The 12,827-nt window shown below is 61.9% G+C and carries 11 protein-coding genes; 2 read left to right on the top strand and 9 right to left on the bottom strand.

The window, feature by feature from the left end; genetic code table 11:
- Nucleotides 1-123: 123 nt before the first annotated feature.
- Entirely contained in the window at nt 124-3,120 is a 2,997-nt protein-coding gene (locus A2I95_RS07575; protein WP_291729189.1) for a cyclic nucleotide-binding domain-containing protein, read from the top strand.
- Between the two features lie 28 nt (nt 3,121-3,148).
- Nucleotides 3,149-3,997 carry a fumarylacetoacetate hydrolase family protein gene (locus A2I95_RS07570; protein WP_291729188.1) on the top strand — a complete coding sequence of 283 codons (849 nt, stop codon included), beginning with the start codon at nt 3,149-3,151 and terminating at the stop codon, nt 3,995-3,997.
- Between the two features lie 163 nt (nt 3,998-4,160).
- Here A2I95_RS07570 and A2I95_RS07565 read toward each other — a convergent pair whose 3' ends face one another.
- The 9 genes from A2I95_RS07565 to A2I95_RS07525 form a co-directional block, all read right to left on the bottom strand.
- A complete protein-coding gene (locus A2I95_RS07565) occupies nt 4,161-4,445 on the bottom strand; it encodes a helix-turn-helix transcriptional regulator (protein ID WP_027257549.1) in 285 nt (94 codons plus the stop codon).
- A gap of 123 nt (nt 4,446-4,568) precedes the next feature.
- A complete protein-coding gene (locus A2I95_RS07560) occupies nt 4,569-5,801 on the bottom strand; it encodes a mandelate racemase/muconate lactonizing enzyme family protein (RefSeq protein ID WP_291729187.1) in 1,233 nt (410 codons plus the stop codon).
- Between the two features lie 3 nt (nt 5,802-5,804).
- Entirely contained in the window at nt 5,805-6,173 is a 369-nt protein-coding gene (locus A2I95_RS07555) for a hypothetical protein (protein WP_291729186.1), read from the bottom strand.
- A 24-nt stretch (nt 6,174-6,197) separates the two neighbouring features.
- A complete protein-coding gene (locus A2I95_RS07550) occupies nt 6,198-7,286 on the bottom strand; it encodes a Zn-dependent alcohol dehydrogenase (RefSeq protein WP_291729185.1) in 1,089 nt (362 codons plus the stop codon).
- An 89-nt stretch (nt 7,287-7,375) separates the two neighbouring features.
- Nucleotides 7,376-8,539 (bottom strand): TCR/Tet family MFS transporter, encoded by a 1,164-nt coding sequence (locus A2I95_RS07545; protein ID WP_291729366.1) that lies wholly within the window; start codon nt 8,537-8,539, stop codon nt 7,376-7,378.
- 108 nt (nt 8,540-8,647) lie between these two features.
- Nucleotides 8,648-9,985 carry an adenylosuccinate lyase family protein gene (locus tag A2I95_RS07540; RefSeq protein WP_291729184.1) on the bottom strand — a complete coding sequence of 446 codons (1,338 nt, stop codon included), beginning with the start codon at nt 9,983-9,985 and terminating at the stop codon, nt 8,648-8,650.
- Nucleotides 9,985-10,695: an alpha/beta fold hydrolase gene (locus tag A2I95_RS07535; RefSeq protein ID WP_291729183.1), complete on the bottom strand. Its 711-nt coding sequence runs from the start codon at nt 10,693-10,695 to the stop codon at nt 9,985-9,987. The genes A2I95_RS07540 and A2I95_RS07535 overlap by 1 nt, the downstream gene beginning before the upstream one ends.
- Nucleotides 10,688-11,479 (bottom strand): 3-oxoadipate enol-lactonase, encoded by a 792-nt coding sequence (pcaD, locus tag A2I95_RS07530; protein WP_291729182.1) that lies wholly within the window; start codon nt 11,477-11,479, stop codon nt 10,688-10,690. Before pcaD ends, A2I95_RS07535 begins: the two co-directional genes overlap by 8 nt.
- Before the next feature lie 133 nt (nt 11,480-11,612).
- Nucleotides 11,613-12,809: an endonuclease/exonuclease/phosphatase family protein gene (locus A2I95_RS07525; RefSeq protein WP_291729181.1), complete on the bottom strand. Its 1,197-nt coding sequence runs from the start codon at nt 12,807-12,809 to the stop codon at nt 11,613-11,615.
- Nucleotides 12,810-12,827 lie beyond the last annotated feature (18 nt).

Below are 12,827 nucleotides of genomic sequence, written 5' to 3'. Positions count from 1 at the left end.
CAGGGTGCCGCAACGGGACAAGGCAGTCTTCTGCCCATTGCCTGTGCCTGCCAAACCGCGCTACCCATAAGGCAGACCACATCCGAAGCCGCCATTTATGGAGCTTTCCCCATCGAACGCTCTTTGTTCCGTTTCATCTGGAAGTACTCGAAACGCGACCAGCTGGTGCTGCTGCTGGTCACGGCCTGCCTGTTCCCGCTTCTTTACCTGACGCTGGAGCTGCCGAAACGGATCATCAACGATGCGATCGGGGCTGAGAGCTCCACCATAACTCTGCTGGGACAGAGCTTTGATCAGCTGACCTTCCTGTGGATCTTGTGCGGCGCTTTCCTGCTGTCAGTGCTGTGCCACGGCCTGCTGAAAATGCGCATCAACACCATGAAGGGCGTACTGGCCGAGCGGATGCTGCGCCGTTTCCGCTATCAGCTGATCGCCCGGGTGCTGCGCTTTCCGCAGCCATATTTCGAGCGGGTGAGCCAGGGCGAGTTGGTATCGATGGTCACCTCCGAATCCGAGCCGATGGGCGGGCTGATGGGAGACGCGGTCAGCCAGCCGGTGCTGCAAGCGGGGCAGATGCTGACCATCCTGTTCTTTCTGTTCCTGCAGAATTTCTGGTTCGGCATGGCAGCGATTGCGCTCATTCCTTTGCAGGGCTGGCTGATCCCGATGCTGCAGCGGCAGATCAACCTGTTGAACAAGAAACGCATCAAACAGGTGCGGGCGCTGGCCACTGAGATCGGCGAAAGCGCTGCGGGCGCCGCGACGCTGCGGATCAATGGCGGCTGGCGTTACCGGATGGCGATCATCACGGCTAGGCTGGGGCGGCTGTATGACATCCGCTTCCAGATCTACCAGAAAAAGTTCTTCATGAAGTTTCTCAATAACTTCATCACGCAGCTCACGCCGTTCTTCTTCTATGCTGTCGGCGGCTTTCTTGTGCTGCAGGGCAAAGTCTCGCTGGGCGCGCTGGTGGCGGCGCTTGCGGCCTACAAGGATCTGGCATCGCCCTGGAAAGAATTGCTGACCTACTACAACCAGACTCAGGACATGGGTTTGCGCTGGGAGGTGATCCTGGAGCGCTTTGCGCCGCAGGGCATGGTGGATGAGAAGTTGTTGAGCGGCGAGCCGGAGGAGCTGGAACGCCTGCGCGGCGATGTGGTTCTGGATGCGGTCAATGTGCGTGATACGGATGGCAATCTGGTGCTGGAGGAGCTGAGCGCAACTTTCCCCGCAGGGCAGGTTATCGGTATTGCAGCCCCCTCCGAGGAAGACCGCCGGGCCCTGGCGGAACTGCTGACGCGGGAAATCCTTCCGTCAACCGGAACCGTGTCCGTGGCAGATCGGAACCTCAGCGGGCTGCACCAGGCAACGGTGGCGGCGCGGATCGGCTATGCCACCTCGCGGCCGGTTCTGTTCCAAGGGTCTTTTGGCGACAACGTGATGATGCCAATGCGGCTGCGCCCATTGGGGGCAACCCGCGATCTGCAACAACTTGAGATTGCCAAACGCGCCGGCAACAGCCCGGATCCCTTTGATGCGCCCTGGCTGGATCCCAAATTGGCCGGTTTCTCCAGCGAGGCAGAGCTGCGGAGCTGGTGGCTGCAGCTGGTTGAAGGGATCGGGTCTGATACCGCCCTGTTCCGCCGCGGTATCGAACAATGCTTCGAGGCGCCCGCCCACCCGGATCTGGCGGAGCGGCTGGTCGGGCTGCGCCCATCGGTGCGCAAGGCCATTCTGGACGCCGGTCTTGACGTGCATGTGCATTTTCTAGAGCCGGAAACATACAATCCGGCCCTGCCGGTTGCGGAAAACCTGCTGTTTGCGGCTTCGCAACAAGCAATGACCGGCGAGATTCTGCATGGGCATGCAGAATTTCTTGATCAGCTCAAGCAGTTGGAACTGGACGAAGGTTTGGTGGCACTGACCCGTGATGTGGTGGAGATGCTGCGCCAAATCTTCGGCATGGATGGCACTGGCCACCCGCTGTTCCGCAAGTTGGGATTGGATGTGGGCGCCTATGAAACGGCACTGTCGCTGGTCGACCGGCCGGGCACCGTCAATGCGGCGGCGCTCAGCCGCGAGGAGCTGGCGCAGCTGCTGATCGTGCCTTTCACCATTTCGGCGGAACAGATCGGTCCGGCCTTTGAAGAGGCGATGAAGGAGCGGATTCTTGGCTTCCGCCGCAGCCATGGGCAAAGCTTGCTAAAAGCTTTGGGCGCCGGCTTTGTGCCGTTTGCAGAAGAGGCAATCGCCCCCACGCTGACAGTTCTGGAAAACGCTCTGTTCGGCAAAATATCGGATGCAGCCGGGGCCAAGGGCGATGAGGTGCGAAAACTGGTCTCGGAACTGATGGTGCGCGAAGGTCTGCGTGACCAGGTGGTGGAGCTGATCTTTGACATGCCGATTGCGGTGGGCGGGCAGGGGCTGGCTGCCAGCTTTGCCGAGCCGCTGGCCTTTTGCCGGGCCACAATCAAGAAACCGGATATCCTGATCCTTGATTCCGCGATGGCAAGCTATGATTTGGAAACCCGGGTCGCAGTGCATAAGAACCTGCGCAAGCTGCTGCCCGGAACCACGCTGATCTACCTTGCACCCAGCTACCAGAGCCCGGATGTGTTCGATGTTTTCTTTGAACTGCGCCAGGGCCGTCTGGTCAGCGACGAGGCGCAGGTTGCGGCGGCTGGCGACGGTGCGGCGAGCCAGGATCTGGCCCGCAAGCTGAGGGCGCTGGAGCAAACTGAACTGTTCTCGGGCCTGAACCGGCGTCAGTTGCGCCTGCTGGCGTTTGGCGCCCGCTGGTATGATGCCGCAGCGGGCGAAGTGGTATTCCTGAAGGATGATGAAGCGTCGGACGGGGCCTATATGATCCTTGAAGGCGAGGCAGAGCTTTACTTGCCGCAGCCTGGCGGTGAGGACCGGCTGATCACCACGGTTGGCCCCGGTCGGCTGGTGGGGGAATTGGGTCTGATCCGCCATGAAGCCCGGGCGCTGAGCATGATCGCGGCGACGGACCTTAGCTGCTTGCGGATTGGCGAAGAAGAATTTCTGGCAGTGGTGGAAAATGACGCCTCCACGGCCTTCAAGCTTTTGCAGGTGGTGGCGGGCTACGTCTCCAATTGATCCAGGAATTGAGACAGGGAAAAAGAACATGAAACTGCTGCGGTACCGCGCGGGCGGGGAAGTACGGCCTGGCCTTCTGGACAGCAAAGGCGCAATCCGGGATTTATCGGCGCATGTGCCGGACATCACCGGTGCGGTGCTGGGGGACGAAGCCTTGGCCCGGCTGGCAGCGCTGGACCCGGCGGAACTGCCGCTGGTGGAAGGAAACCTGGAACTGGCGCCTTGTGCCGGACAGACAGGGAAGTTCCTTGGCATCGGCCTCAACTACACCGATCACGCAGAAGAGATGGGCATGGCGCTGCCGGAGCATCCGATCCTGTTCCTCAAGGCGTCCTCTTCTATTTGCGGTCCGGATGATGACGTAATCCTGCCGCGCGGCTCAGTGGCAGCGGATTGGGAAGTCGAGCTGGGCGTGGTAATCGGCACTGCAGCCAAATATGTCTCCGAGGGAGACGCGTTGAACCATGTGGCGGGCTATTGCGTGGTCAATGATGTGTCCGAGCGCGACTATCAGACCAAGCTGACCGGCCAATGGACCAAGGGCAAGAGCTGCGACACCTTTGGGCCAATCGGTCCCTGGCTGGTGACGCGGGACGAGGTGCCGGATCCGCAGAACCTGTGGCTGACCTGTGATGTGAACGGCGCGCGCCAGCAGGCCGGAACAACGGCCACGATGGTGTTCACCGTGGCACAGATCATTTCGCATCTGAGCCAGCTGATGACCTTGCAGCCGGGCGATGTGATCGCTACCGGCACACCGCCGGGCGTCGGAATGGGGCGCAAGCCGCAACCGGTCTATCTGCAGCCCGGCGATGTGATGCGGCTGGAGATCGAAGGGTTGGGTGTGCAGACCCAAACGGTGCGGGCTGACGCGTGACGGACCGCAGGCGGGTTCTCCCGCCCGTTCCGGCGCATTCGCAGAATGCGCCTCCCCGGTTGGGCGTGGCGCTGCGCCATGCGCAGCGCGGGCCTGAATTCAGCGGCGCTAAAGCGGAACATACAGAATCTGCCTGGATGCCCGCGGTCGCGGAAACGAGCATTCAAGCGCCGCTGCAGAATTGTTTGTACAACAACGCTATCAATTCTTGTGTGTTGCCGTCAGTCAGGGAATAGAAAACCGTCTTGCCTTCCCGCCGCGTGGTAACCAGATCATCTTCACGCAGCCGGGCGAGCATTTGGCTCACCGCGGCCTGGCGCATGTTTAAAAGGGCTTCCAGCTCGCCCACAGACTTCTCGCCGGTGCCAAGATGGCATAGGATCATCAACCGCCCTTCATGGGCAAGCGTTTTGAGGAAAGCAGCCGCGGCTGCGGCACGTTCCTGCATGTCGATTGGGGTTTCGGGGTTGAAGAGGTCGTTGTTCTGGGCAGGCAATATGCGGCATCCTGGCTGGTCGTATGCCGCATATTGCCTCTATTTTCCGGGCCGAGTCACCCAGGAATTCCAGTTTCAGTCCACGATCGGCGGAGAGCCACCGGCAAAGGCGTTGCCATTGGCGTAATCACAAGGCGCTTCTTGCATATTGAGGTGCAGGTCAGTTCCGGTGAACGGATGGGCACGGGCAAGGTCTTCGTCCACCTCAATGCCCAGTCCCGGTGTCTCTGGCGGGATGACAAATCCGTTCTCTATCCGGATGGATCCCTTGATCAGCTGATCGTGGAAGGGGGTTTCGATGGTTTCCAGCAGTAGAATGTTCGGGATTGAGGCTGCCAGGTGGATGTTGGCCGCCCATTCCACCGGTCCTGCATAAAGATGCGGCGCCATCTGTGCGTTGAACACTTCTGCGATGGCCGCGACCTTCTTCATTTCCCAGATCCCGCCTGCGCGGCCCAAGGCAGGCTGCAGAATCTCGGCGGCACCAGCCCGCAGCACAGCGGCAAATTCCGCCTTTGTGGTCAGTCGTTCGCCTGTGGCCACAGGAATGCGCACGTTGCGGGCAACGCGGGCCATGTCTTCGATATTGTCGGGCGGGGTAGGTTCTTCAAACCAGAGCGGGGAATAGGGCTCTATTGCCTGGCCCAGGCGGATGGCACCTGCAGTGCTGAACTGGCCGTGGGTGCCAAACAGCAGGTCCGCCTTGTCGCCCACCGCATCGCGGATCGCGCTGCAGAAGGCTGCCGACATCGAGATGTCCGACATCGCAGGCATATGCCCGCCGCGCATCGTATACGGACCTGCGGGATCGAATTTCAGTGCGGTGTAGCCTTCGCTGACCTTTTGCGCCGCGGCCTCGGCAGCCAAGTCAGGCGAGGTCCAGAACTCCGTGATGTCCTGATGCGGCAGCGGGTAGAGATAGGTATAGGCGCGGATGCGGTCATTCATCCGCCCGCCAAGCAACGCATGAACCGGACGGCCGCGGTCCTTGCCCAGAATATCCCAGCAGGCGATTTCCAGGCCCGAGAATGCGCCCATTACAGTCAGGTCCGGGCGCTGGGTAAAACCCGAGGAATAGGCGCGGCGGAACATCAGTTCGATGTTTTCCGGGTTCTCACCCTCCATGTGGCGCTCGAATACGTCGCGGATCACATAGGTCATCGCATCTGGGCCGACGGATGACGCGTAGCATTCGCCCCAGCCGGTAACACCGGTGTCCGTGGTGACCTTTACCAGAATCCAATAACGCCCGCCCCAGCCAGGGGCAGGCGGGGCGGTTACGATGATATCCAGATCTTGCAGTTTCATAGTCTAGCTCTCCGAATCCTCGGCAAAGGCTGTTAACTCCTTATCGATCTCAACAATTGCGGCCTTTGTGCTGAAAAAGGCCAGGTCAGGGGCCTCTGTATCATCCATGAAAACCTCGATCTCGATCTGCACCCTCGACCCGTCAAAGGCGCCGTCAATCCGCCAGCGGCGGGTTTCCTCCAACGCCATGTCTTGGATCGCGCCGGTAACGGAAGCGGTGAAACCCGCAGGCAGGCCGAAACGGGGATTGTTGGCCAGCCGGGTCAGGAAAGGGCCGACACTGCCTGCATCAAAGTTCATCGATGCCTCAGACGTGATCGGCGGAGCCTTGGGGGCCTCGGGTTTGAAGAGGTCGGTCAGAAATTTCAGCACGCCCTGCGCTCCGCATTGAAAGTGTCAACCGAAGACAATCACATTGCGTTTGGCTGAACCAGTCTTGGTGTCGGCGATGGCCTCGTTGATCTGCTCCAAAGACCAGCGCCCCGAGATCAGCTCGTCCAGTTTCAGGCGGCCCTGCTGGTAGAGATCCACCATCCACGGGATATCGCGCTGGATCACCGCGTCCCCCATTTTCGACCCGATCAGCCCCTGACCCACAGCTGCCAAAACCACCGGTTCATAGGCAGCCTTGGCACCAGAGTGAGGCATCCCGATCAGCACCGCCTTGCCGCCGCGCGCCAGATAGCGGGGCGCCTGGTCATAGGCCGGTATGGCGCCAACGGTGATCAGCACCGCATCAGCACCGCGGCCGCCAAGCGCCTTGTATGCAGCTTTCCATGGTTTTTCTTCGGTGGCGAGCACCCCGTGGGTGGCGCCGAACTCCATGGCGATCTCCAGTTTCTCCGGGCTCATATCCACTGCAACGATGCGGCGGGCGCCGGCGATGCGGGCGCCTTGGATTGCGTTGAGGCCGACGCCGCCGGCGCCGATCACCACCACATCCTGGCCCGCACGCAGCTGAGCCGCATTGACCACCGCGCCCACGCCGGTGATCACCCCGCAGGAGACCAGCGCCGCCACGTCCTTGCCCATGTCCTCCGGGATCTTCACGATCTGGCGCTGGTCCACCACGACCTTCTCGGCAAAGGCGCCGCAGGCCATGGCCTGATCCAACGGCTTGCCGTCCGCGGTTTTCAGCGGGCCATTCACGGTATCATGCGGCGTTTCGCAGATCACCGGCCTGCCGCCGGCGCAGGAGGGGCAGGTGCCGCAGCTGCGGATCAGGGTCACGACGACCGGGTCGCCGGTCTTGAACCCGGTGATGCCGCTGCCCAGTGCTGTGATCACACCGGCAGCCTCATGCCCGTAGACAGCAGGCAGATGCCCGCCCCAGGCGCCCTCGGCATAGGAAATGTCACTGTGGCAGATGGCGACCGCGTCCAGTGTGACCTCAACCTCGCCCATCCCAGGGGGCGCCAGCTGGACCTCCTCGATCACCAGCGGGGCGCCGAATTCATGGCAGACGGCAGCTTTGATGGTTTGCATGTTCTCTCTCCCCGTTTTCAAACAGGGTGGCGCGGCGGGTGCCCCCCAGGCAAGCCGGAATGCGGCAGCGGCGCGACAGAGCGGTGCTTTTACGCGACGGAAGATTTGCTGCGCAGGAACACTACGCAGCCGGCGGCCATCAGAAGCAGCGCCAGCAGGAACGGCGCCCCAGGCATATAAAAGCCAGCGCCCTCGCCTGTAAAGCGGGCGAACACCGCCGTCATCATCAGCGGCGACAGGATCATTGCCAGCGCATTCACGGCAGTTATGACACCTTGCAGTTCGCCCTGCTGGTTGTCGTCAACCGCCTGCGCCATCATCCCTTGCAGCGCCGGCTGGACAACTGCCCCCAGCGCCGAGACCGGGATCAGCAGCATCGCAAATGTGCCATTGGAGATGAAGGCAAGGATGCCAAAGGCGATGAAATCAAACAGCTGCCCCCAGATCACCGTCCGCCGCTCGCCGAACCAAACCACCGTGTAGCGCAGCAGCCAGCCTTGCACCAAAGCCATCGAGATCCCGTAAACCGCCAGCGACAAGCCAATCACCTGCGGCTGCCAGCCGAAGCGTTCCAGCGTGAAATAGGCCCAGATCGCAGGGTAGACATAGATCGCAACAGAATAGAGGAAATAGACCCACAACAGCGGTTTGATGCCCGGAATGCGCCCGACCGCCCGGAAGGCTTCGAACGGGTTGGCGCGGCGCCATTCAAATGGGCGGCGGTTCTTGTTCTGAACTGTTTCGCCCATCACAAACCAGCCGAGGGCGAAATTCGCCAGCACCAGAACCGCAGCGGCATAGAACGGCGCCCGGGTGCCCAGTTCACCCAGCAGCCCGCCCATCAGCGGGCCCAGTACAAATCCGGCACCAAAAGCCGCACCCAGCAGGCCGAAGTTGGCGGCCTTCTTTTCCGGCGGCGAGATGTCGGCGATGTACGCCCCTGCCGTTGAATGGGTGGCGGCAGTGATCCCGCCCAGTATTCGGCCCAGGAGCAGCAGCCACATTGTGCCGGCAAGAGCCATGATCAGGTAATCCAGCGCCATCACAAACAGCGAGACCAGCAGCACCGGCCTGCGCCCCACTGCGTCGGACAGGCTGCCGAGGATCGGGCTGAACAGGAATTGCATCACCGCAAAAACGGTGCTGAGCACGCCCCCCCAAACCGCAGCCTGCGCCAGCGAGCCGCCCTGCACCTCGGTGATCAGGCCGGGCATTACCGGCATGATCAGCCCGATGCCCATGGCATCAATCATCACAGTCGCCAGAACAAAGACAAGGGACAGGCGGTTACGGCGCTCTGTCCTGCCGCCATTGTCGTTTTTTGCTGACAGCGCGGGCAATCCTGCTCTCCTCAGCGGTTTCTATTCGCCGCCCAGTTCTTCCGCCTTCTTGGCAAATTGCAAGGCGTCCCACGGCGCCCGGCCCATTTGCCGCGCCGGATCAAACAGCGCCGCCGCGTCCAGACTTTGATAGTCCCGCGCAACGAGCACCTGCAGCGGGGTTTGTGTCGATTGAGCTTCCTGGCACAACACCTTGACTGCATCCTGCGCATCGGGCCGCGGCATTTCTGCGGTGAGGGCGAAACTCAGCGCCTCGGCGTGGATCATGCCCAGCCCGTCCGACAGCGAGGATGCCATAGCCGCCGCATTGGGTGCGAGACTGGCGCAAAGCGCCCTGCCGGCCTTTGCCGCACTGGCTGCACCCAGTACAATCTGAGGCAGACACATCCATTCGGTGAACCAGGCGGCCCCGTCGCGCTGATGCCGCTGCATAGAGGCGCCCTGCAGGACGGAAAGCAGACCGCTGCCCTGCCCTGCCAGCGCCACCAGCACCGAAGGTGCCACCGGGTTCTGCTTCTGCGGCATGGTCGAGGAGGCGCCTGCAGCGCCCAGATAAATCTCCCCGATACCGCTTTGCACCAGCGCGATGCAGTCATCGCCGAGCTTGCCAAGGGAGAGGTTCACCCGCACCAGCCAGTCCGCAATCCGCAAGACCGGTGTGCGGTCAGTATGCCAGCTGCACCCCGGATCGCTTAGTGCGAGCCCCTTGGCCATGGCTGCGCGCACTTCCGCCCCTTGCGGCCCCAAGGCGGATGAGGTCCCCGCAGCCCCCGACAGGGACACCAGCAGGCAGCTCCGGCGCAGGCCGGGCAGTTCCTCCAGCAGCCCCAGCAGCGGGGCACCCCAGCCCGCTGCAACCGCGCCAAAACTGGTTGGAGTAGCGTGCTGGCCATATGTGCGGGCGGCCATCGGCAGCTCCGCATGTGTCTTGGACAAGACGCCAAGCGCTTTCACTGCTGCGGTCACATCCGCTTCCACCAACGCCAGCGCCTGGCGCAGCCGCAGCATCAGTGCGCTGTCCATGATGTCCTGCGAGGTGGCGCCCCAATGCACATACTGCGCATGTTCTGGCGCTTTCATCTCCTCGCGGAACGCAGCTACCAACCCCGGCACCGGCACGCCGTTTTGCCCGGTGGGCCGCTTCAGCACGCCGGGATCGACGGCGATTTCCACCACGGCCCGGCCGATTGCTGCAGCGCTTTCCTGCGGGATCACTCCGGCCGCGCCTTGGGCCTTGGCCAGAGCACCTTCCACCAGCAGCATGGCGCGCACCTCGGCGCTGTCAGAGAACAGGCGGCTGGCCTCGCCGCTGCCGAAGAGATCACCGTACACTTGGCTGTCAAAGACCGAACCTGCCATCAGAAGTCCTTTGCAATATGCCCGATCAGATCTGAGAGCCCCTCAGGATCCGCAAAAAAGGGCGAATGGGAAGTTTGCATTTCATAGACCCGCTGCGGTGGCAGCTGCGACGCCATTTGCGCTTGGTATTCCGGCGGGATCACCCGGTCTTGGGCACAGCGGATATAGACCTTGGGCACGCTCTCGAAGCGCTCGCTCAGCCGGATTGGAGTGTCTTGCGGCGGGATCGGCTGCGGACAGAGGTTTTCCAGGGCAAAGCGCACAGCCTCGGCTCCGCAGTCGTGGTAGAACAGATCCGGCGCAGTTTCGGGCAAAAAACTGTAACTCGTGCCGGCTGGGTTCTTGGCGGTTGCCCCGAACAGCGTTTGCCGCGGTCCAGCCTTGCGCATATCGATCAGGGAGCTGCCGCTGACAGGGATGTAGGCGCAGAGGTAGATCAATCCGCGCAGGTTTTCTGGGGCGGCCTCCGCCGCGGCGGAAATGGGAAACCCGCCCCAGGAATGCCCCAGCACGAGGGTGTCCGGAGTGGAGGCTGCCGCGATGGCTTCAGCCGTTTCTGCCAAAGTGACGCTTGCCGGATCCCGGCCGTCGCCATGGCCGGGCAGGGTGATCGCACGGGCGCTGTGGCCGCGGCCTTCCAGCGCCGGGATCACATCGCGCCAGCACCAGGCGCCATGGCAGGATCCATGGATCAGAAGAATCTCAACCAATGTGCCCGGTCTCCTGCAGGAAAGCGGTCAGGCGCTCAGCGTATTCCTCAGGCTGCTCGACGCAAGGGATATGGCCTGCACGGCGGATCAGGTGGAACCGGCTGCCGGGGATCAGATCGACCGTCTCGCGCACCAAATCGGGCGGGGTGGCGCCATCCTCCGATCCCGAGATGCCAAGGCAGGGAAGCCGTAGACCGCTGGTAGGCGTATAGAAATCTGTGCCCGCAATTGCCGCGCAGCAGCCGGCATAGCCATCGCGGGACTGTTGAACCAGCATGTTGTTCCAAAGCTGCAGTTGAGGCGACGCGCGAAAGCCGCGGGAAAACCAGCGCTCCATCACGGCATCGGCCAGTGCCCCGACACCCTGCGCTTGCACAATCTGCACGCGATTTTTCCACATCTCAGCTGTGCCGATTTTGGCCGCGGTGTTCGACAGCACCAGCGCCCGGATCTGGTCCAACCGCTTCACTGCCAGCCCTTGCGCGATCATGCCGCCAATGGACAGCCCTACGAAAACACAATCGCGCACTTCCAGAAAATCCAGCAACCGTTCTGCATCGCGCACCAGCGAGCCCATCGAATAGGGGGCTGGCGGGCAAGACGACAGCCCATGGCCGCGCTTGTCATAACGGATAACGCGCAGGCCCGCTGGCAGCAGGTCCACTACCGCATCCCAGACCCTGAGGTCTGTGCCCAGCGAATTGGCAAAGACGATGGGCGCGCCATCCGCGTCGCCGTCAATGCGGTAGTGAAGCTGGACATCGCCCAGGTCTGCGATCTGCATGGAGTGCCTCATTGCTGTTCCGCCGCAGTCTACCTGCGCCGGGGCGGCGAGGTAAACCAGCCGCTGGCCGCAGGCGGTGGAATTTTCTTGAGTAAGAAAATTGGCCGGAAAAATCGGATTTTTCCGGTGCTCCTCAGCTGTGCAGCTCCATATGGGCCATGATCTGCCCATGGTCTGATGCCAGCTTGTTATAGGGTGCCTCCGGGTGGCTGCCGTCGGTCAGATGATCGTTGAATACACTGTAGTACTGCATCTCCCCCAGCGCACCGCTCCAGGCGGAGTCGAAATGGCGCGACATGTAGATCTGGTCGATGCTTTCATGCACTCCGCCAAAAGCGGTGGTGTAGACCACGTCACGCAAGCTCTTCTTCAGGAACATTTTCTCAGCCGGGCGCAGCCGCAGCCGGTCGATGGCTTCGTGGATCTGCCTGTCTTCTTCTTCGCTGTAGCGGTCACCGCCGTGCCGGGCATCATGGCGCAGCATCCAAGTGTAGTTCTTGAATGGCGCCTCGCCCGAGATGATTTCGCTGCTGACCGCGTTTTCGCCGTCATTGAAATCCCCCAGCACCATCACCGGGCGGCCTTGTTCCAACTCGTCCAGAATTGCACGGCGCAGCACCCAGGCTTCTCCCATCCGCCGCAATGCCGCGCGTAAGGACCCCAAGGCACGGCCTGCGGCGTCATATGCCGTCAGCACGGATTCCGGAGCGTAAGACGCCCCTTGCGGTGTGATGTATTCACCCAGCTTCGATTTCAGATGGCAGTTGAAGACGGTGATGACCAGATCGCCAACCGGCACGCGCACTTTCAGCATCGGGCGCGACAGGCGGCGCAGGGTATAGAACCCAGCGTCGTCATCTTCGCCCAGGCAAGCCATCGGAATGTCCAGCGGCTGAGCCAGCTCCTGGATCACCTCTGCGTCGCCTTCAAATCCGAACCGCGACAGGACCGCAAGACCTGGGCGCCGCTTTCCAGGCTCGCCCGTGTCATTAACATTCGGAGCGAATGCCAGCGCGGCTCCGGCACAAGACCCATAGGCCAGCTTCTGAAAAATCGCCTTGCGGTGATAGCGCTTGGAGGGGTCGGGGATGCTGGCTGCATTCGCCTCGGCCCCGCGACGGTCCGCTTCTGTAATCACCTGGCGCAGCGGTGCCTCTTCAAAGATCTCTTGAAACCCAACGATATCCGCATTCAGCGTCAGCAGCTGGTCGGCCATCCAATCTGCTTTCCAGGCGTATTCCTCGGGCGTGTAGCTTTGAAAACGGTAGTATTCCCGCTCCGGTCCGATCAGATTTTTGACATTGAACGAGGCGATGGTGAAACGTGTCATGAACGGCCCCCTTTGCTG

This window comes from Leisingera sp. F5, assembly GCF_001593695.1.
This window is presented reverse-complemented; position numbering and strand designations above follow the sequence as displayed.